The sequence below is a fragment of the Schumannella sp. GW821-FHT10F01 genome, from assembly GCF_058809295.1.
Genome location: NZ_JBXASM010000002.1, coordinates 138,771 through 158,176 on the forward strand (window position 1 = coordinate 138,771; position 19,406 = coordinate 158,176).

Genomic DNA, 19,406 nt, shown 5'->3' on the forward strand with positions numbered 1-19,406 from the left:
GCCGCCCTTCCCCCGCACCGGAGGCACGATGTCCGACACCGCACCCGCCGCGACCGACCCCGGCACCCGCTCCGGCGTGGAGCTGACCGGGCTCGAGACCATCGCCGAGAGCGAGCGGAAGGGCCGCCCCGCGGGGCTGTTCTGGCCGTGGTTCGCGGCGAACGTGTCCGTGCTCGCGCTGAGCTACGGCGCGTTCGTGCTCGGCTTCGGCATCTCGTTCTGGCAGGCCACGATCGTGGTCGTCATCGGGGTCGTCGTGTCGTTCCTGTTCTGCGGGTTCATCTCCCTGGCCGGCAAGCGCGGCTCGGCGCCGACGATGGTGCTGAGCCGGGCGGCATTCGGCGTGCTCGGCAACCGCCTCGTCTCCGTGATCTCGTGGCTGCTCACCCTCGGCTGGGAGACCGTGCTCTGCATCACCAGCGTGCTCGCGATCTCGACGGTGGTCGGCGAGCTCGGAGGGCCGAAGGACTCCGCGGTCGTGAAGCTGATCTCCCTGCTGGTCGTCGCCGCGGTCATCGTGGTCGCCGGGGTGTACGGCTTCTCGCTGATCATGCGGCTGCAGGTCGTCATCACCATCGTCACCGGCATCGTCACGGTGATCTTCGTCGCGCTCGCGCTGCCCTCCGTCGACTGGACCGCCGTCGCGGCGAAGCCGGCCGGCGAGATCGGACCCGTGATCGGCGCGCTCGTGCTCGTGATGACCGGGTTCGGGCTCGGCTGGGTCAACGCCGCGGCCGACTACTCCCGCTACCTGCCGCGCTCAGCCCGCGCCGGCGGCGTGATCGGCTGGACGACATTCGGCGGCGCCGTCGCCCCGGTCGTCCTCGTCGTCTTCGGACTCCTCGTCGCCGGCTCGTCGGACGACCTCAGCTCGAAGATCTCCTCCGACCCGATCGGCGCCCTGACCACGATCCTGCCGACGTGGTTCCTCGTGCCGTTCGCGATCGTCGCGATCCTGGGGCTCATCGGCGGCGCGATCCTCGACATCTACTCGTCCGGACTCGCGCTGCTCAGCGCCGGCCTCCGCCTGCCGCGCCCGGTCGCGGCCGGCATCGACGGCGTGCTCATGGTGATCGGGGCGCTCGCCGTCGTCTTCCTCGCCGACGACTTCGTGGGCCCGTTCCAGGGCTTCCTCATCACGCTCGGCGTGCCGATCGCCGCCTGGGCGGGCGTGTTCCTGGCGGACATGGCGCTGCGCCGCCGCGACTACGCCGACGCCGAGCTGTACGACGCCGGGGGCCGCTACGGCGCCGTCAACCCAGTGGCCGTCGGCCTCGTGATCGTGGGCACGGCGATCGGCTGGGGCTTCGTCGTGGCCACGGCCGACGTGCCGTGGCTCACCTGGCAGGGCTACCTGCTCGGCGCCGTGGGCGGGAAGGACGGTCCCTGGGCGTACGCGAACCTCGGCGTGCTGTTCGCGATCGTGATCGGCTTCGCCGGCACGCTGCTGCTCGGCCGCGCGCGCGTCCGCCGGCAGGAGGGGCGCTGATGGCCGCCCGCGACGAGCCCTGGCTCGTGGGGATCGACCTGCAAGAGGTGTTCGGCGATCCGGGGAGCCCGTGGGCGTCCGCCCGGTTCGAGGACGCGGCGACCGGGGTCGAGCGGCTGCTGCCGGCGTTCGACGGGCGCGCGCTGCTGACCCGCTTCGTCGCGCCGCACGCGCCGCTCGGAGCGTGGCTCGAGTACTACCGGCAGTGGCCGTTCGCGCTGACGCCGGAGGATCATCCGCAGTACCGGCTGGTGGAGCGCTTCCGCGGCACCGGGCTGCCGGTCGAGACGCGGACGACCTTCGGCAAGTGGGACGAGGCGCTGGCCGCCGCGATCGGCGGCAGCCGCGAGCTCGTGCTCGCCGGGGTCTCGACGGACTGCTGCGTCATCTCGACGGCGCTCGCCGCGGCCGACGCCGGCGTGCGGGTGCGCGTCGTGACGGACGCCTGCGCCGGGGCGACGCCGGAGGACCACCGGCGCGCGCTCGACGCGATGGCGCTGTATGCCCCGCTGATCGAGCTGACGACGGTCGACGAGGTGCTGGCCGGCTGACCCCGGTCCCATTCGCCCCAATGCTGCGCATCGGTGCGAATGCTTCAGAACGTCCCGCGGCATTCGTGACATTCGCACGCATTCGCCGAGTGCTCGAGCCTGCGGGGAGATGTCAGCGGCTCAGCCGCGGGACGGGGTCGGCGTGCCGTCGTCCGGGCCCTCGCCCGCCACGTACCAGCCGACCCAGCCGTCGTCGGTCTTCACGATCTGGTAGTCGCCGCAGTCCGAGATCTCGTCGCTCGTGCGGGCGGCCTTCGGGATCCAGTCCCGCGAGGTGAACGGCACCGAGCGGCGGTCGGCCGCGGCGCACGTGCCGGGCAGCGCGGCATCCGTCGTGATGCGCACCACCATCGCGGAGGCGTCGTCGGTGCCGACCGCTCTCACCTGGGTCGCGTCGTCGGGGATCCAGGTCGGGAAGTCGCCCGCCGGCCACGCCTTCTCCGCTGCGGCGGTGGTCGTCCAGCTGTCCTCGAAGCGGTGCATGACGGCGTCGGACACGGAGGCGCAGCCGTTGAGCGTCGCGGTGACGGCGAGCACGAGGCCGCCGACCGCGACGGGGGCGAGGAGACGAGGGAGGGTGGGCATGCCTCCATGTCACCGGATGCGCGCCGCCGGGTCGTCGGCGCCGGGTCGCGTCCCGGTCCGCCTGCGGGATGAAGGTGGGGCACCCGGCATCCGCCGCTGGACTGAGGCGAGGATGGTCCGATGGACGTCGAGGTCGACCGGGGTGGCTACGAGAGTGCGGTCACCCCGTGGGAGCGGCCGGACTGGCGGGACGCGGCCGTCGGCTGGCTGACGGGCCGGCTCGCCGAGGCGGGGCTCCCGTCGCCCGCCCGCGCCCGAGTGCGCCTGCGTCCCTGGTCGATCGTGGCGCGGCTGGACCTGCCGGGCGGTGAGCGGCTCTGGTTCAAGGCCTCGCCGCCGGCCGCCCGATTCGAGGCGGGGCTGGTCGATGCACTCGCCGGATGGACGCCCGACCGGGTGATGACGCCGGTGGCCGTCGAGACCGGCCGCGGCTGGATGCTGCTGCCGGACGGCGGCGAGCTGCTGCGGAAACGGCGTCCGGATCCGGCGATGTGGGAGCGGATGCTCGCCGGCTATGCGGAGCTGCAGCGCGATCTCGCCGACCGGGTCGCGGAGCTGCTCGCGCTCGGGGTGCCGGATTCGCGCACGTCGTCGCTGCCGACCGTGTTCGATCGCATCGTCGCGCGCCTCCCGCCGTCGACGCCTGACGAGTTGCGCGGTCGTCTCATCCGAGTCGCCCCGCGCGTCGCGGACGCGGCGTCGGCCCTCGCCGGTCTCGGCCTCCCGGACTCGCTCGATCACGCGGACCTGCACGACGGCCAGGTGCTGGTGGGGGAGCACGACGGGCTCACCGTCTTCGACTGGGGCGACGCGGCGGTATCCCATCCCCTCGCGAGCCTCCGGGTGCCGCTCGAGCGGGCCGCCGTCCTGTTCGGCGCGGATGCCGTGCCCCGCCTGCGCGACGCATACCTCGAGCCCTGGACGGCCGACGCGCCTCGAGCCGATCTGCTCGAGGGCGCGAGGCTCGCCTGGCGGCTCGCGGTCATCGCGCGCGCCGGGTCGTGGGGCCGGCTGTTCCCCGGCGCTTACGCCGACGCGGGCTGGGAGGCCGAACGAGTCGGCTGGCTGCTCCGGTTCGACGAGCCGCCGCCACCCGGTGTCTGAGCGAGCGGCACGATCCGCACCTCGAGGCCGGCGGCGCGGAGCTCGGCGACGGCCTCCGGATCGGCGCTGTCGTCGGTCACGAGCAGGTCCACCTGATCGAGTCCCGCGACCGGCGCCAGCACGGCGCGGCCGACCTTGCTGCCGTCGGCGACGACGATCACGCGCTGGGCGTGCTCGACCATCGCCGTATTGGTGCGCGCCTCGGTCTCGTCGTGCGTGGTGACGCCGCCCGCGGCGCTGATGCCGTCGGTGCCGAGCACGGCCATGCCGAGATTGATCGCCTTGAACGTGTTCTCCGCCAGCACGCCGACGAGCTCGAGCGACTCGTGCCGCAGCGAGCCGCCCGTCATGATCACCTTGAGCTGCGGATGGCTGGTCACGAGCTGCGCGATGGTGAGGGAGTTGGTGACGATCGTCAGCTCGCCGTGGCCGGCGAGCGCGCGGGCGACGGAGGCGGTGGTCGTGCCGCCGCTCAGCGCGATCGCGTAGCGGTGCCGCGGGATCATCTGGGCGACGACCGCGGCGATCGCGCGCTTCGCCTCCTGGTTGCGGGTGTCGCGGAGGCTCACGGGCAGCTCGCTGCGGGAGTCGACGGCCCGGGCGCCGCCGTGGGTGCGCAGCAGCAGGCGCTGGTCGGCGAGGTCGGCGAGGTCGCGCCGCGCGGTGGCGGCGGAGACCCGGAGCCGGTCGGCCAGGTCGTCGAGCTCGATGCTCTCCTGCTCGGCGAGCAGCTCGAGGATGGCGAGCATGCGACGGGAGCGCTTGCCGGACGCGGCCGGGCGCTCCGGGGTCGAGATCGTCATCCGCTCCGCCTTCCGCTGGTGCGCCGTCGCTTCCGCGGCTGCGGGCGCTGGCGGCACCGCTCGCGAAGTGTGCAGTCATTATGCGCACATGGCTCGCGATACGCGCAGAATGTTGCGCGAAACGATCAGTCGCGTCGATCATCGGGGCATGACCCGCATCGTCTTCGTCGGTGCCGGCAGCGTCGTCTTCACCCGCCAGCTGGTCGCGGACCTGCTCGCCTACGACGACCTGCCGCGCCTCACCCTCGTGCTCCACGACATCGATCCGGACCGCCTGGCGGTCGCCGTCGGCACGGCCCACCAGGTCTCGGAGCGGTTCGGCCGACCGGTCGACATCGTCGCCGCGGCGGACCGGCGGGAGGCGCTCGCCGGCGCGGACTTCGTCGTGAACATGATCCAGGTGGGCGGCATCGACGCCACCCGCATCGACCTCGAGCTGCCCGCCTCCTTCGGGCTGCGCCAGACGATCGGCGACACCACGGGTGTCGGCGGCGTGTTCCGCGCCCTGCGCACGTTCCCCGTCCTGTCCGGCATCGCACGCGACATGCTCGAGCTCTGCCCCGACGCGTGGTTCCTCAACTACACGAACCCGATGGCGATGAACATCTGGTGGCTCTCGGTCGTCGCCCCGCAGCTCAAGGCCGTCGGGCTGTGCCACAGCGTCTACTGGACGGTGAACGACCTCTGCGAGCTGGTCGGCGTGCCGCTCGAGGGCACCACGTTCCGCGCCGCCGGCGTCAACCACCAGGCCTGGCTGACCGAGTGGTCGCGCGACGGCGAGTCGCTGTACCCGCGGCTCCGCGAGGCGATCGCGGCGGATCCGGAGCTGGAGCGCCGCGTGCGCGTCGAGATCTTCCGCCGCATCGGCTTCTACCCGACGGAGACGAGCGAGCACTCGTCGGAGTACCTGTCGTGGTTCCTCCGCTCGGACGAGCAGATCGAGCGCTTCCGGCTCCGGCCGCTGGAGTACCTCGGCATCTCCGAGGACAACGTCGCCGAGTACCACGCCGCCCAGGAGGCGCTCGCCTCCGGTGCCCCGCTCGAGCTCGAGACGGGTGCCGCGGAGTACGCGCCGCAGATCATCCACTCGATGCTCACCGGCACCGAGCGCGAGATCCACGCGAACGTCGTCAACCGCGGGCTCATCGACAACCTGCCGCAGGGCGCGGTCGTCGAGGTGCCCGCCCGGGTGGACGCCTCGGGGGTCACGCCGCTCGCGGTCGGCTCGATCCCGCCGCAGGGCGCCGCGCTGAACCGCGACTACCTCTCGGTCGCGGAGCTCGCGATCGAGGCGGCGCGCACCGGCTCCACCGATCTCGTGCGCCAGGCTGTGCTCGCGGACCCGAACGCGTCGTCGTCGCTGACGCCGGAGCGGATCTGGCAGCTCGTCGACGCCATGCTCGAGGCGCACCGCGCCGTGCTGCCGACGTCGCTCGGCGGCGACGTGGAGCTGGTGCTGCCGTGACGCTCGCACGCTCGGGCGACCTCGTCGCCGCCGCGGCGGCACGCGGCGGAGCGGTCGCGGCCGTGAACGCGATCACGCTCGAGCACGCGGAGGCGATCGTCGGCGCGGCGGCGTCCACCGGCGTCGGCGTGATCGTGCAGCTCTCCGAGAACGCGACGGGCTTCCACGGCGGCGACCCGCGGCCGCTCCTGGTCGCGGTGCGCGCGCTCGCGGAGTCGGCGGATGCCCTGGTCGCCCTGCATCTCGACCACGTGCAGGATGCCGCGCTGCTCGACCGCGCGCTCGCGATCGCCGACGGGGTCGGGCTGTCGTCAGTCATGGTGGATGCCGCCCGGCTCGACTACGACGCGAACGTGGCAGAGACGGCCGCGTTCACGACGCGCGCGCACGCGGCCGGCGTCTGGGTCGAGGCGGAGCTCGGGGAGGTCGGGGGGAAGGACGGCGCGCACGCGCCGGGCGTCCGCACCGACCCGGCGGAGGCCGTGGCCTTCGTCGCCGCGACCGGCGTCGACGCGCTGGCCGTGGCGGTCGGCAGCTCGCACGCGATGACCTCGCGGACCGCGGACCTCGACCTCGAGCTCGTCGCCCGGCTGGCGGCGGCCGTGCCGGTGCCGCTCGTGCTGCACGGGTCGTCCGGCGTGCCCGACGAGGCCCTCGTCGCGGCGGCGCGGGCGGGCATCCGCAAGATCAACGTCGGCACCGCGCTCAACGTGGCGGGCACGGCGGCGCTGCGCGCCGCCCTGGACGAGCGTCCCGACGCGGTCGACCCGCGCGCGGCGCTCGCGGCGTCGCGGGCGGCGATGCAGGCCGAGGTGGAGGGGCTGCTCCGGCTGCTGCCCTGAGCGCCGGCCGCCGGAGCGCGCGCGGGGCGCCCTCAGCCGGCGAAGGCCGCCCGCACCCGCTCGGCCGAGCTTCCCAGGCCCCACCGCTCGGCGAGCTCCTCGAGCCGGTCGGCGCGCTCGCCCTCGACCGGACGGACGCGGTCGTCGCCGGTGCCGGGCAGCTCCGCGTCGGCGAGCACGCGCACGACCCGCGGCGCGACGTCGAGGTAGTCGGATGCGGCGGCGAGGTTCGCGCGGACCCGCGCGCCGAGCGCGGCCTCCGGATCGGCGGCCGCGGCGCGGATCGCGTCCAGGTCGCCGTGCTCGGCGAGCAGGCTCGCGGCCGTCTTCTCGCCGATGCCGGCGACGCCCGGCAGCCCGTCGCTGGTGTCGCCGCGGAGGGTCGCGAAGTCCGCGTACTGCTCGGGTCCGACGCCGTACCTGGCCCGCACGGTCTCGCCGGTGATGACCTCGAGGTTGCGCATCCCCTTGATCGTCGAGAGCACGCGCACACCGCGCGCGTCGTCGATGAGCTGGAACAGGTCGCGGTCGCCGGTGACGATGTCGACGGGCGCGTCGGCGCGGGCGGTCAGCGTGCCGATCACGTCGTCTGCCTCGCAGCCGTCCGCGCCGATCACCGGCACGCCGAGCACCGCGAGCAGCTCGGCGATCACCGGCACCTGCGGGGAGAGCAGGTCGGGCACCTCCTCGACGGACTCGCCCGGCGCCGGCTCGGCCGCCACGCGGTGGGCCTTGTACGACGGGATCAGCTCGACGCGCCAGGCCGGGCGCCAGTCGTCGTCCCAGGCGGCGACGAGCCGCTCCGGCCGGAACTCCGAGACGAGCCGCGCGACGATGTCGAGCAGGCCACGGACGGCGTTGACCGGCTCGCCGGCGGGGGAGCGGACCGTGTCCGGCACCCCGTAGAACGCGCGGAAGTAGAGCGAGGCGGTGTCGAGCAGCATGATCCGGCCGGTCATGCGCTCATCCTGCCGCACCGGGTCGCGGGCGGCGGACCGGCTAGTCGAGCCCGAGCACCCGCAATGCGTTGCCCCGGTAGACCCGCTCGAGCACCTCGGCCGGCAGACCCAGCCCCGAGACGGTCCAGCGGCCCTGCGGCGGGATCGGCTCGCCAGGCGCGTACTCGAACGCCTCGTCGAAGGATTCGAGGAACCGGTAGTGCAGGCGGTACTGCACGAGCGTCGCGGGGAAGATGTCGGTGCCGAAGTGCACCCGGTCCGGATGCCGGTCCAGCAGCGCGCGGAGGCGACGAGGCTGACGGCCGAGCTCCGCCATCCGTCCCGCGATGTCGACCGTGTAGTTCGGCGTGGCCTCGAGCATCCGCTCGACGCGGTCGAGGTCCTCGGCGGCGCAGCCGAAGTGCGCGCCGATGAACGAGGTGCCGGGGCACGCGGCGACGAGGGCGGCGTGCGCGTCGAGCAGCCGCTCGAACGTCGGGTGCACGTCGCGGTCGCCGAACCACCACTCCTTCATGATCAGCAGCTCGTCGAGCCGCTCGTTGCGCTCGTCGAGCGGCGCGAAGAAGGCCATCGGATCGGCCGTGTGGATGAGCACCGGCAGCCCGAGCCCGCCCGCGTGCCGCAGCACCGCGATCACGCGCGGGTCGTCGGGCAGCACGAGTGCACCGGACGCGTCGCGGAACGTGAGCCCGAGGCTCTTCCACACCTTGATCCCGCGTGCGCCGCGCGCGGCGCAGTCGTCGAGGGCGGCGATCAGCGCGACGACGACCGGATCGCCGAGCACGGCCGGGTCGTCGGCGGCGGCGCCCGGACGGGCGGGCGCCGACTCGGACAGCGACGCCCAGTCGAGCTGGCAGAACGTGAGGAACCGGCCCGGGAACGCGCGGTCGTAGCGCGCCACGTTCTCGCTGAGCTCCTCGCCCCACATGCCGTCGAGGTTCACGACCGTCTCGACCCCGGCCTCGTCGAGCAGTGCGACGAGCGCCGCCGCGTCGTCGATCATCCAGGAGCCGTCGCCGGTGAGCCAGCGGCCGAGGTGGTTGTGGATGTCGATGGCGGGGAACGCGGGCCGCTCGACCGCGGTGACGGGCGGCCGCAGCTGCTGCTCGGGCGTCCACTCGACGACCCGGAGCTCGCGGAGCTCCTCCCAGCTGCGGCTCGATCCGGTCGCGTCCATGCGTGCATCCCACCACGCGAGCGCGCGGCCCGACCACAGAAGAGCGCGGATCGGTCACTCGTTCTGCGCGTTTCGCGCGATTTATTGTCCATTCGCCCGGTCGGCGGAAGCATCGTCGCCATTCATCCCCGCTCCACCGAGGCCGAAAGGGCGCCACCCTCATGCGCATCCCACTCCGCTCCGGTCGCCGAGGACGCACCGCGCTCGCCGCGGCCATCGTCGCCGGTGTCCTGTCCCTCGTCGCCGGATGCTCGTCGGGCGGCGGGACGACCTCGTCGGCCGACTACGAGCCGCCGGCGAAGGACCTGAAGGCCACGATCACGTACGCGTTCTGGGACGCGTCGCAGCAGAAGGCGATCGAGGCGAACATCGCCGGGTTCAACAAGGAGTACCCGGACATCGACGTCAAGCTGAACGTGACGCCGTGGGAGACGTACTGGACGAAGATCCAGACCCAGGCGTCGAGCGACACGCTGCCGGATCTGTTCTGGCTCAACGGCCCGAACTTCCAGCTCTACGCCTCCAACGGCAAGGTCGCGCCGATCACCAGCGAGGTGAAGGGCGGCTACATCGACACGAAGGACTACCCGTCGGCCCTCGTCGACCTCTATCAGCTCGACGGCGTGCAGTACGGCGTGCCCAAGGACTTCGACACCATCGGCCTCTGGTACAACACGGCGCTGCTCGAGCAGGCCGGTGTCGCCGCGCCGACCGCCGACTGGACCTGGGCGGACCTCAAGCAGGCCGCCGGCACCGTGTCGCAGAAGCTCGAGGGCGAGGGCGTCTACGGCGTCGCGGCCGGCATGGACGGACAGACGACGTACTACAACACGATCTTCCAGGCCGGCGGGTCGGTGGTCGACGGCGCGAAGTCGGGCTACGCCAGCGCGGCGGATCAGCAGGGCATCCAGTTCTGGACGGATCTGATCGCCAGCGGCGCCTCCCCGAGCGTCCAGCAGCTCACCGACACCCCGGCCGATCAGTGGTTCACGTCGGGCAAGGTCGCGATGTACTACGGCGGCAGCTGGTTCCGGGCCGCGATCGGCGAGTCCGACGTCAAGGACGTGGTCAAGGTCGCACCGCTGCCGCGCGGCGAGAAGCAGGCGACCGTCATCCACGGCGTCAGCAACGTCGTCGCGGCGAACAGCAAGAACATGCAGGCCGCCCGCGCGCTGCAGGTCTACCTCGCGAGCAAGGCGGCGCAGGAGCAGCAGGGCGACATGGGCGCTGTGATCCCGGCGTTCACCGGCACGCAGAGCGCCTTCGTCGACTCCCTCCCCGGTGCCGATCTGCAGGTGTTCCTCGACGCCGTCGACTACGCGGTGCCGCTGCCCGTGTCCAAGAACAGCGCGGCGTGGAACGCACTCGAGACGAAGCTGCTGCCCGACGCGTTCTCCGGCGACAAGCCGGTCGCCGAGGTGACGAAGGATCTGGCGAGTCAGATGACGGCGCTGCTCGAGAAGGAGCAGTGACCTCCTCCTCGGTCGGGGCGCGCCCCGCGGCCGGTCCTCGGATCGTGAGGACCGGCCGCGGGCGCGCGGCGGCATCGGCGCGACGACGGGACGGCGCATGGCCCTGGCTGTTCGTGACGCCGCTCATGCTCGGCATCGCGGTCTTCTACCTCTGGCCGATCGTGCAGACCCTGTACTACTCCTTCACCGAGTGGGGAGTCTTCGGCGGGACCACGTGGGTGGGGCTCGCGAACTGGGCGCGGATCGTCACCGACCCGGACCTGCCGTCCGCGATCGTCAACACGCTCGTCTACACCGCGATCGTGCTCCTCGGCGTGCCGTTGGCGGTCGGGCTGGCGAGCCTGCTGAACCGGCCGGGCCTGCGCTTCGCGGCCCTCTACCGCGTGCTGTTCTTCCTGCCCTACGTGGCGATGCCCACGGCGGTGTCGATGGTGTGGCGCATCATCTTCAGCGGCGACTACGGCGTCGTGAACTGGCTGCTCGGACTCGTCGGAATCGACGGGCCCTACTGGATCAGCACGCCCGGCTGGGCGATCACCGCGGTCGGCATCGTCGGGCTCTGGTCGTCGCTCGGGTTCTCGATGATCGTGCTGTCGGCCGGGCTGAAGTCGATCCCCGCCGACCTCTACGAGGCGGCGCAGCTCGACGGCGCCGGCCGCTGGCGGCAGTTCCGCTCGGTGACCGTGCCGCTGCTCGCGCCGAGCATCCTGTTCGTGACCGTCATCACCGTCATCACGAGCTTCCAGCTCTTCGATCTGCTCTACGCGATCATGGGCGCGAGCAACCCGGCGCTGCCGAAGACCATGACGCTCGTGTACTGGTTCTACCAGGCCGGATTCGTCGACAACGAGAAGGGCTACGCGGCCGCGATCGCGATGCTGGTGTTCGTGATCATCGGAGCGATCACCCTGCTGCAGTTCCGACTCCAGCGGAGGTGGGCGTCCGGTGAGTGAGCTCGCGGCGGTGCCCGCCCCGCCCTCCGCACGCCGCCGACGGGGCCGGCGGACGGGTTCGAACGCGCTCGCGCACGTCGTGCTCGGCGTCGGCGGGTTCGTCATGGCGTTCCCGTTCCTGTGGCAGCTGATCATGTCGCTCTCCACCCGCGGCGAAGTGCAGAGCGTCGTGCCGCACTTCTGGCCGAGCGTGCCGCAGTGGCAGAACTACGCGGCGGTGTTCGAGCGGCTGCCGTTCTTCTCGCAGCTGGCGACATCGGTCGAGATCACGGTCATCCGCACCCTCGCGCAGATCGTGCTCTGCACGCTCGCGGGCTACGCATTCGCCAGGATGCGGTTCCGCGGTCGTGGTGTGCTGCTCGCGCTGACCCTGTCGATCCTCATGGTGCCCTCGCAGGCCTACCTGATCTCGCAGTACCAGATCGTGCAGGGCCTCGGCCTGCTCAACACGATCGCGGGGATCGTCGCGCCGGGGCTGTTCAGCGCCTTCGGCACGTTCCTCATGCGCACCGCGTTCCTCGACCTGCCGGTCGAGCTCGAGGAGGCTGCGCGCCTCGACGGCGCGTCTCCGCCGCGCATCTTCTGGACCGTCATGCTGCCGCTCGCACGGCCGAGCATCGTCGTGCTCGCCATCACCGCGTCGCTGTGGTCGTGGAACGAGCTGCTCTGGCCGCTCGTCGTCTCGACGTTCCAGGACCAGATGCCGCTCTCGGCGGGTCTGGCGACGCTCGTCTCCGACAAGAACAACACCGACTACCCCGTCATCATGGCCGCGAGCATGCTCGCCATGGCGCCGGTGCTCGTCCTGTTCATCGTGCTCCAGCGCCGGGTGATCGACGGCCTGGCGTTCTCGGGTCTGAAGTAGCAGCGCGCCGCTCGACGGCGCGAACGCGCATTCGGAATGCGCGTTTCGCGCATCGGAATGACCGAACGATCAGTCCTGGGGCACACTGACCCCACCACGGCCGCCGGAGGGCGCCTCGCACCACGAAATCGGAGACCCGATGAGCATCACCGCCGACGAGATCGCCAGCCAGCCCGCCACCTGGACGACCGCGCTCGACCTGGTCGACCGCACCCGCGACCTCCTGGCCGCGCCGGGCGAGCGGATCCTGGTGCTCGGCTGCGGCACCTCGGCGTTCGTCGCGGAGTCGTTCGCTCACCTCCGCGAGGCGGCCGGCCTCGGCCCCACCGACGCCGGCTACGCCTCCGAGCCCCGCGCCTGGCGCGACTGGGACCGCGTGGTGGTGCTCACCCGATCGGGCACCACCACCGAGGTCCTGGATGCGCTCGCCGCGCTGCCGGCGGGCGTGCGCACGGTCGCCGTCACCGGCGTCGCCGACTCGCCGGTGGCGTCGCTCGTCGACGACCTGCTCGTGCTCGACTTCGCCGACGAGCAGTCCGTGGTGCAGACCCGGTTCCCCACCACGTTCCTCGTGCTGCTCCGCGCCGCGTTCGGCGAGGACGTCGCCCCGGTGATCGCGAGCGCCGAGGCGGCGCTCGCCGTGCCGCTCGACATCGACGTCAGCACGCTCGACCACTTCGTCTACCTCGGCACCGGCTGGACCTACGGACTCGCGCAGGAGGCCGCGCTGAAGATCCGCGAGGCGGCGCAGGCCTGGTCGGAGTCGTATCCGCTGCTCGACTACCGGCACGGACCGCTCGCCGTCGCCCACGAGGGCTCGCTGGTCTGGATGCTCGGCTCGGCCGACGCCGGCCTCGTCGCCGACATCGAGCGCACCGGCGCCCGCGTCGTGCCGGGCACGCTTGACCCGCTCGTCGAGCTCGTGCAGGCGCAGCGCCTCGCGGTCGCCGTCGCCGAGCTCCGCGGGCTCGACCCGGACCACCCGCGCCACCTGACGCGCTCGATCATCCTCGGCTGACCCGACCGCCCCACCCGCACGACCCGCACGACCCGCACGACCCGCACGACCCGCACGACCCACAGCGCTCCACCGCCCTGCACCGCCGCACCGACCAAGGAGAGTCCGCATGAGCCCCACCCCCTCTTCCCCGATCCGCCGGCTCGCGGCGGTCGCCGTGGCCGTCGGACTCGCCGCGGCCGGGCTCACCGGCTGCGCCGGCTCGAGCAGCGGCACGACGACGCTCGACAAGAAGGCCGACGTCAAGATCACCTGGTGGACCGGGCAGGCCGACACGGCCGAGAAGATCCTCGAGGGCCTCGCGAAGGACTTCGAGAAGGAGCACCCGAACGTCACGATCGACGTGCAGTCGGGTGCGTCGTCGACCGACGGGCTGCTGCAGAAGCTCTCGGCCGGGTTCGCCTCGAACACGTACCCCGACGTCTCCTACGCCTTCGGGTCCTGGGCGAGCCAGCTCGAGGCCTCGGGCCGCACGCAGGACATCTCGGAGCAGGTGGCCGAGCCCGACGTGAAGTGGGACGAGTTCTCCGGAGCCGCCCGCCAGACCGCGCAGCCGACCGGCGAGAAGACGATCGGCTTCCCCGCGGTCGTCGACGACATCGCGCTCTTCTACAACAAGACCGTCTTCGACGACGCGGGCGTCGACTACCCGACCGAGGACTGGACCTGGGACGACTTCCGCGCCGCCGCCAAGAAGCTGACGAACACCGCGAACGGCACCTACGGCTACGGCTACTCCGTCTCGGGATCCGAGGAGACCACCTGGCAGTTCTGGCCGCACCTGTGGCAGAACGGCGGGTCGATCCTCAACGACGATCAGACGAAGGCGGAGTTCGCCTCCGACGCCGGCGTGAAGTCGCTCACGTTCCTGCGCGACATGGCCGTGACCGACAAGAGCGTGTACCTCGACCAGACGGACGTGAAGTTCGACAAGCTCTTCATCTCGAACCGGATCGGCATGATGACCTCCGGGCCCTGGCAGCTCACGCCGCTCAAGGAGGGCAAGACCGACTACGGCGTCACGCTGCTGCCGAGCACCGACGGCAGCCACCAGACCGTGTCGGGCCCCGACCTCTGGACCCTCTTCGACCACAAGGACGCGAACCGCTCCTACTGGTCGTACGAGTTCACCAAGTGGCTGACCTCCGCCGAGATCGACCTGAAGTGGAACGTCAAGTTCGGCAACCTGCCGCTGCGCAGCTCCGAGGTCGACAGCGACTTCTTCAAGCAGCAGGACCAGGAGTTCCCGGGTCTGGCGCTGCTGGCCGACAACGTGTCGAACGCCACGACCGCCCGGCCGACCGTGAAGGGCTACGCGGGGCTGTCGACCGCGATCGGGAAGGCCATCTCGCAGGTGCTGCAGGGCAAGGGCACGCCGAAGGAGGCGCTCGAGACGGCGCAGCAGCAGGCCGACCAGGCGCTGGCGAAGAAGTAGCCCGATGACCACGATCTCCGCTCCGGTCGGGTCGGCCGGCGCCGCCCCGACCGGGCCGGCGCCGGGCGGCTCCCGCCGGCGGGCGCGGCTGCGGCGCGAGCTCCGCGACGGGCTCTCGGGGTGGCTGTTCGTGCTCCCCGGCACCGTCGTGGTGCTCGGCCTGTCGATCTTCCCGGCGATCTGGTCGTTCATCCTGTCGCTGCAGAGCTGGGACGGCTTCACCGATCCCGTGTTCGTCGGCGGCGCGAACTTCACCGGCCTGGTGACCGACTCCGAGTTCCACGACGCGATCGCCCACACCGGCCTGTACACAGCGCTGTTCGTGCCGGCGTCGGTGCTGGCGGGGCTGTTCCTCGCCGTCGCGCTGAACCGCCGCATCCGGCTGATCGGCTTCTACCGCACCGCGATCTTCGTCCCGTTCGTCGCGTCGGCGGCGGCCACCGGCATCCTCTCGACCTACCTGTTCGATCCGCAGTACGGGCTCATCAACAACGTGCTCCGCACCGTGCACCTGCCGACGCCGGGATGGCTGCAGGACGAGAACCAGGCGATGATCGTGATCGCGATCATGTCGCTGTGGGGCTCGGCGGCCTTCACGACGGTCATCTACCTCGCCGGCCTGCAGGACGTGCCGGGGGAGCTGCTCGAGGCGGCCCGCCTCGACGGGGCGAACCGCTGGCAGACGTTCTGGCGGATCGTCTGGCCGCACCTGACGCCGATCACCATCTTCACCGTCGTGTGGCAGACCATCCAGGCGGTCCAGCTGTTCGACCTCGTCTTCGTGACGACCCGCGGCGGCCCGCTCGACTCCACGACGACGATCGTGTTCTTCCTGTACCAGAAGGCCTTCCACGAGGCGGACTTCGGCTACGGCTCCGCGGCGGCCTGGGTGCTGTTCGCGATCACCCTGCTCATCACGATCGGCGTCGTCATCTACTCGCGGCGCCGCGGCATGGAGGCCTTCTAGTGAGCGGGGCGAGCGTGAGCGGGGCGAGCATGACGGCGACGAGCACGGCCGAGGCCGCGTCCCGGGCCAGGACGACGCGGTCGCGCACGGCGACGGTCGCGTCCGGCCGCGCCCCGCAGCGGCGCCGGATCCGGATCAGCGGATGGCATCTCGTGCTGATGCCCGTCGCGATCCTGTTCCTCATCCCGTTCCTGCAGATGTTCCTGGCGGCGCTGTCGCCCGCGGCGGACCTGGTGAGGTTCCCGCCGCCGTTCGTGCCGTCGCGGCTCGAGTTCAACGGGTTCGTCGAGCTGTTCACGAAGTCCGACGTGCTGCGCTGGCTGCTCAACACCGTGATCGTGTCCGCCTCCGGCATCGCGTCGCACCTCGTGCTCTGCTCACTCGCGGGCTACGGCTTCGCGCGGCTCCGCTTCCGCGGCCGCACGGCGGGCATCTTCCTCATCCTCGCGACGATCATGGTGCCGACGCAGCTGCTCATGGTGCCGACCTACATCCTGTTCTCGCGCTTCGGCCTCACGAACACGCTCGGCGCGGCGATCGTGCCGTGGCTCGCCACCGCGTTCGGCATCTTCCTCATGCGGCAGTTCTTCCTCTCGCTGCCCGCGGAGCTCGAGGAGGCCGGGATGATCGACGGGGCGAACCGCTGGCAGGTGTTCTTCCGGATCGTGCTCCCGCTCGCGAAGCCGGCGCTCGCCACGCTCGCCATCTTCACCCTGCTCGGCTCGTGGAACGACCTGGTCTGGCCGCTCATCGCGATCAACGAGCAGAGCGCGTACACGCTGCAGCTCGGGCTGGCGAACTTCCAGGGCACACGGCAGACGGAGTGGCAGCTGCTCATGGCGGGGAACGTCGTCGCCACCCTGCCGCTGATCCTGTTCTTCCTGTTCGCGCAGAAGCAGTTCGTGCAGACGATGACCTTCTCCGGCCTGCGCGGGTGAGGATGGACCGGTGATCCTCGTCCTCGCGCCGAGCCCGGCGCTCGACGTCACCTACCTGCTCGACGAGGTGCGGGTCGGCGCCATCCACCGGCCCCGCGACGTGATCCGGTCGGCCGGCGGCAAGGGGCTCAACGTGGCCCGCGCCGCCGTGCAGCTCGGTGGCACGGTCCGGGTGGTCGCCGTGCTGGGCGGCCCGATGGGCGACCTCGTGGCGGACCTCGCCCGCCAGTCCGGCATCCGCGTCACGACCGTGCCTGCCGACAGCCCCACCCGGGAGTGCGTGTCCGCGATCCCGGAGCACGGCGACCCGACCGAGTTCTACGAGCCGGCAATGCCGCTCGGGCCGGGCGCCTGGGACGCGCTCGTCGGCGCCGCGTCGGCTCGCCCCGCGGACTGGATCGCCGTGAGCGGCCGGATGCCGCCGGGTTCCGGCTCGCGCATGGCCGAGCTGCTCGCCGAGCGCCGTCGCGCGGGCGCGCGCATCGCGGTCGACTCGAGCGGACCGGACCTCGACGAGCTGCTCGACCGGGTCGCCCCCGACCTGCTGAAGATCAACCGGTCCGAGGCGGCCGAGCTCGTGCGCACCGACCCGGGCGCCGACCTCCCGGCGCTGGCGGCGGCGGTGCGGCGCCGCACCGGCGGCGCGGTCGTCATCACCGACGGCGCGGCCGGTGCGGTCGCGATCGACGAGGACGGCGCCTGGTCGGCCGCACCCGACCCCGAGCCCGGGCGGTACGCGATCGGCAGCGGCGACAGCTTCCTCGCCGGGCTCCTCGTCGGCTTCGAGCGCGGCGAGGGGATGGCGGACGCGCTGCTGCTCGCCTCCGCGGCCGGGAGCGCGAACACCCGGATGCCCGGAGCCGGGCGCTTCGACGGCGGCGAGGTCGCGAAGGCCGCGGCGCGCATCCGCGTCGTCCCCGCCCGGGTCCTCGCGTGAGGGCGCGGCTCCCGCGCGTCGTCGGCGCGCTCGCGGCGCTCGCCGCGGCCGCGCTGGCGGCCGGCTGCACCACGCCCGCACCGCATCCGTCGCCGTCCGCGAGCCGCACGAGCGGGCCGGGAGCCTCGGGCGCGCTGGTCGACCCCGGTCCGGGCGGCGTGGTCGTGAAGGTCGGCGACGACTGGACACTGCCCGACTGGGTGCGGCCGGCCGCGAACTCCGGGTTCTTCTCCGAGTCGGCGGACGCCGCGACGCACGTCGACGTGCGCAGCGTCGACGTGACCTGGCGGCAGCTGCAGCCCTCGGAGGGCGCCGCGATCGACCGGACCACGACGGGCGAGGCCGAGGGGATGCACCTCGACGGGCTCGCCGACCAGCTCGCCGAGTCGCCGGAGGGCACGCAGGGCGACTACTGGATGCGCGTGTTCGCGAGTGCGAAGCAGTGGGCGCCCGCCTGGGTGCAGACCGCCTGCGGGGTGAGCACCTACGGGCCCGACTACGACGGGCAGCGCCACCTGCCGATCTGGGACGAGTGCGTCTGGTCGAAGCTGCTCGACACCTACCGGCGGCTGTTCGTCGACGACGGGCTGGCGGCCGATCCGCACCTCCGCTTCGTCTACGTGCCGGGCGCCTTCACCTGGGCCGAGTTCGACTACGACGTGATCGGCCAGGCGGTCGACACCGGCGACCTGGACTGGGCGCAGTACTCGTCCTGGTACGCGCACGCCTGGACCGACCTGGCCGGGCTGTTCGGCCCGTACGCGTCGAAGCTCGTCTTCACCGGCGAGGACTACCCGTTCGGCCCGTTCGGGGCGAAGGAGGACCCGCTCGCGGCGAAGGCCGTCGACGCAGGGCTCGGCATCCGCACCGGCATCACCGAGCTCGCGAACTTCCACCTCTCCGAGGCGCCGTCCTACGGATCGCACGTGCAGCCGGACGGGCACCTCGTCGTCGACGAGCGCCTCCCGATCCACGACGGCACCCGCGTCGTCGCGACCGAGAACGAGTGCTACACCGCGTGCGGCTACGACACCGACGACCCGTACTACGCGGTGCGGCAGTCGAACCTCAAGGCGCTGCAGCTGCGGATGAACTGGATGTACGTGGTGCCGACCGACTCCTACCTCGGGCCGTACGCCGGGCACTGGGACTGGGTGCGGCTGTCGCTGGGCCAGACGGCCGGCACCTCCGCCGACGCCTGGGCGGATCTGCGCGACGCGGAGGACACCTACTGGTCGGACGCGAACGGCGGCGACCGGACGCCCTTCGCCGCGGCGTCGGACTGGGGCGACCGCCCCTACGTGCGCAACCTCGAGCGCTGGCTCGTGCAGGTCGACGAGCCCGGATCGGTGGCGCACCGGAGTAAGGACGACGTGCACCGGGACGTGCTCGAGCAGGACGACGGCACGGCCTACGAGGGGCTGACGACGGATGCCGCGGGCGGCGACACCGGGCTCGCGTTCGACGTCGACCCGCGGTTCGCGGCGGCGGCCGGCACCGGCCGGGTGCTGCTCAAGGTGACGTACACCGACCGCGGCTCGGGCTCGTTCTCGGTGTCGACCGCGGCGGGTGACTCGGCGCCGGTCGAGCGGACGGGCGACGGGGTCGAGAAGACCGCGACGATCTCGCTGCCGGACGGCGCGCTCGCCGGGGCGTCATCCGCCGCCGGTCCGCGCCTGCGCATCGCGCTCGCCGACGGCGCGGACGACCTGACGGTGCGCTTCGTGCGGCTGGTGCGGGTGACCTCGGATCCCTGAGCCTGTCGAAGGGGAGCCCCGCTCCGATGGCTGAGGATGCGCTCTACGCCCCTCGTCCTTCGGGGCTACTCAGCCATCGGATCTCGTGC

General features: G+C 72.2%; 18 protein-coding genes. 14 read left to right on the top strand and 4 right to left on the bottom strand.

Annotated elements, in window-relative coordinates; translation table 11 throughout:
- Positions 1-28: 28 nt before the first annotated feature.
- Together AC1RSJ_RS03635 and AC1RSJ_RS03640 are read left to right on the top strand one after the other, a co-directional pair.
- On the top strand, positions 29-1,489 hold the full coding sequence (locus AC1RSJ_RS03635) for a purine-cytosine permease family protein (RefSeq protein ID WP_493116976.1): 1,461 nt from the start codon (positions 29-31) through the stop codon (positions 1,487-1,489).
- On the top strand, positions 1,489-2,040 hold the full coding sequence (locus tag AC1RSJ_RS03640) for a cysteine hydrolase family protein (protein ID WP_493116977.1): 552 nt from the start codon (positions 1,489-1,491) through the stop codon (positions 2,038-2,040). Before AC1RSJ_RS03635 ends, AC1RSJ_RS03640 begins: the two co-directional genes overlap by 1 nt.
- Positions 2,041-2,160: 120 nt before the next feature.
- On the opposite strand, the gene AC1RSJ_RS03645 is transcribed toward AC1RSJ_RS03640, so the two are convergent.
- Positions 2,161-2,625: a hypothetical protein gene (locus tag AC1RSJ_RS03645; protein WP_493116978.1), complete on the bottom strand. Its 465-nt coding sequence runs from the start codon at positions 2,623-2,625 to the stop codon at positions 2,161-2,163.
- Between the two features lie 120 nt (positions 2,626-2,745).
- Here AC1RSJ_RS03645 and AC1RSJ_RS03650 point away from each other — a divergent pair, with 120 nt between their 5' ends.
- On the top strand, positions 2,746-3,729 hold the full coding sequence (locus tag AC1RSJ_RS03650) for a hypothetical protein (protein ID WP_493116979.1): 984 nt from the start codon (positions 2,746-2,748) through the stop codon (positions 3,727-3,729).
- On the opposite strand, the gene AC1RSJ_RS03655 is transcribed toward AC1RSJ_RS03650, so the two are convergent.
- Complete coding sequence (locus tag AC1RSJ_RS03655) at positions 3,651-4,532, bottom strand: DeoR/GlpR family DNA-binding transcription regulator (RefSeq protein WP_493116980.1); 882 nt, start codon at positions 4,530-4,532, stop codon at positions 3,651-3,653. The two genes, AC1RSJ_RS03650 and AC1RSJ_RS03655, sit on opposite strands and share 79 nt — an antisense overlap.
- A gap of 148 nt (positions 4,533-4,680) precedes the next feature.
- Between AC1RSJ_RS03655 and melA the strand changes: the two genes are divergently transcribed.
- Positions 4,681-5,997: an alpha-galactosidase gene (gene melA, locus AC1RSJ_RS03660; protein WP_493116981.1), complete on the top strand. Its 1,317-nt coding sequence runs from the start codon at positions 4,681-4,683 to the stop codon at positions 5,995-5,997.
- Positions 5,994-6,839, top strand: a complete 846-nt coding sequence (locus AC1RSJ_RS03665) for a class II fructose-bisphosphate aldolase (RefSeq protein ID WP_493116982.1) — start codon at positions 5,994-5,996, stop codon at positions 6,837-6,839. The genes melA and AC1RSJ_RS03665 overlap by 4 nt, the downstream gene beginning before the upstream one ends.
- 32 nt (positions 6,840-6,871) lie before the next feature.
- Here the strand turns inward: AC1RSJ_RS03665 and AC1RSJ_RS03670 are convergent, their stop codons facing one another.
- Positions 6,872-7,798, bottom strand: coding sequence for a 5'-3' exonuclease (locus AC1RSJ_RS03670; protein WP_493116983.1), 927 nt, complete (start codon positions 7,796-7,798; stop codon positions 6,872-6,874).
- Positions 7,799-7,838: 40 nt separating this feature from the next.
- Positions 7,839-8,975, bottom strand: a complete 1,137-nt coding sequence (locus tag AC1RSJ_RS03675) for an amidohydrolase family protein (RefSeq protein ID WP_493116984.1) — start codon at positions 8,973-8,975, stop codon at positions 7,839-7,841.
- A 161-nt stretch (positions 8,976-9,136) separates the two neighbouring features.
- Here AC1RSJ_RS03675 and AC1RSJ_RS03680 point away from each other — a divergent pair, with 161 nt between their 5' ends.
- From AC1RSJ_RS03680 to AC1RSJ_RS03720, 9 genes are all read left to right on the top strand, one after another.
- Complete coding sequence (locus tag AC1RSJ_RS03680) at positions 9,137-10,447, top strand: ABC transporter substrate-binding protein (RefSeq protein ID WP_493116985.1); 1,311 nt, start codon at positions 9,137-9,139, stop codon at positions 10,445-10,447.
- 44 nt (positions 10,448-10,491) lie between these two features.
- Entirely contained in the window at positions 10,492-11,400 is a 909-nt protein-coding gene (locus tag AC1RSJ_RS03685) for a carbohydrate ABC transporter permease (RefSeq protein ID WP_493116986.1), read from the top strand.
- Positions 11,393-12,265, top strand: coding sequence for a carbohydrate ABC transporter permease (locus AC1RSJ_RS03690; RefSeq protein ID WP_493116987.1), 873 nt, complete (start codon positions 11,393-11,395; stop codon positions 12,263-12,265). The genes AC1RSJ_RS03685 and AC1RSJ_RS03690 overlap by 8 nt, the downstream gene beginning before the upstream one ends.
- 139 nt (positions 12,266-12,404) lie before the next feature.
- A complete protein-coding gene (locus AC1RSJ_RS03695) occupies positions 12,405-13,283 on the top strand; it encodes an SIS domain-containing protein (protein ID WP_493116988.1) in 879 nt (292 codons plus the stop codon).
- A 109-nt stretch (positions 13,284-13,392) separates the two neighbouring features.
- Complete coding sequence (locus AC1RSJ_RS03700) at positions 13,393-14,718, top strand: ABC transporter substrate-binding protein (protein WP_493116989.1); 1,326 nt, start codon at positions 13,393-13,395, stop codon at positions 14,716-14,718.
- A 4-nt stretch (positions 14,719-14,722) separates the two neighbouring features.
- Positions 14,723-15,685 (top strand): carbohydrate ABC transporter permease, encoded by a 963-nt coding sequence (locus AC1RSJ_RS03705; protein WP_493116990.1) that lies wholly within the window; start codon positions 14,723-14,725, stop codon positions 15,683-15,685.
- A 29-nt stretch (positions 15,686-15,714) separates the two neighbouring features.
- A complete protein-coding gene (locus tag AC1RSJ_RS03710) occupies positions 15,715-16,623 on the top strand; it encodes a carbohydrate ABC transporter permease (RefSeq protein ID WP_493116991.1) in 909 nt (302 codons plus the stop codon).
- 10 nt (positions 16,624-16,633) lie between these two features.
- Positions 16,634-17,560 carry a 1-phosphofructokinase family hexose kinase gene (locus AC1RSJ_RS03715; RefSeq protein WP_493116992.1) on the top strand — a complete coding sequence of 309 codons (927 nt, stop codon included), beginning with the start codon at positions 16,634-16,636 and terminating at the stop codon, positions 17,558-17,560.
- Complete coding sequence (locus AC1RSJ_RS03720) at positions 17,557-19,317, top strand: hypothetical protein (protein ID WP_493116993.1); 1,761 nt, start codon at positions 17,557-17,559, stop codon at positions 19,315-19,317. The genes AC1RSJ_RS03715 and AC1RSJ_RS03720 overlap by 4 nt, the downstream gene beginning before the upstream one ends.
- The last annotated feature ends 89 nt before the right edge of the window (positions 19,318-19,406 follow it).

Excerpts from the sequence above, each read along its gene's own strand:
- AC1RSJ_RS03635 (WP_493116976.1), top strand. The coding sequence starts at position 29 with ATGTCCGACACCGCACCCGCCGCGACCGACCCCGGCACCCGCTCCGGC.
- AC1RSJ_RS03640 (WP_493116977.1), top strand. The coding sequence starts at position 1,489 with ATGGCCGCCCGCGACGAGCCCTGGCTCGTGGGGATCGACCTGCAAGAG.
- AC1RSJ_RS03645 (WP_493116978.1), bottom strand. The coding sequence starts at position 2,625 with ATGCCCACCCTCCCTCGTCTCCTCGCCCCCGTCGCGGTCGGCGGCCTC.
- AC1RSJ_RS03650 (WP_493116979.1), top strand. The coding sequence starts at position 2,746 with ATGGACGTCGAGGTCGACCGGGGTGGCTACGAGAGTGCGGTCACCCCG.
- AC1RSJ_RS03655 (WP_493116980.1), bottom strand. The coding sequence starts at position 4,532 with ATGACGATCTCGACCCCGGAGCGCCCGGCCGCGTCCGGCAAGCGCTCC.
- melA (WP_493116981.1), top strand. The coding sequence starts at position 4,681 with ATGACCCGCATCGTCTTCGTCGGTGCCGGCAGCGTCGTCTTCACCCGC.
- AC1RSJ_RS03670 (WP_493116983.1), bottom strand. The coding sequence starts at position 7,798 with ATGACCGGCCGGATCATGCTGCTCGACACCGCCTCGCTCTACTTCCGC.
- AC1RSJ_RS03675 (WP_493116984.1), bottom strand. The coding sequence starts at position 8,975 with ATGGACGCGACCGGATCGAGCCGCAGCTGGGAGGAGCTCCGCGAGCTC.
- AC1RSJ_RS03680 (WP_493116985.1), top strand. The coding sequence starts at position 9,137 with ATGCGCATCCCACTCCGCTCCGGTCGCCGAGGACGCACCGCGCTCGCC.
- AC1RSJ_RS03695 (WP_493116988.1), top strand. The coding sequence starts at position 12,405 with ATGAGCATCACCGCCGACGAGATCGCCAGCCAGCCCGCCACCTGGACG.
- AC1RSJ_RS03700 (WP_493116989.1), top strand. The coding sequence starts at position 13,393 with ATGAGCCCCACCCCCTCTTCCCCGATCCGCCGGCTCGCGGCGGTCGCC.
- AC1RSJ_RS03705 (WP_493116990.1), top strand. The coding sequence starts at position 14,723 with ATGACCACGATCTCCGCTCCGGTCGGGTCGGCCGGCGCCGCCCCGACC.
- AC1RSJ_RS03710 (WP_493116991.1), top strand. The coding sequence starts at position 15,715 with ATGACGGCGACGAGCACGGCCGAGGCCGCGTCCCGGGCCAGGACGACG.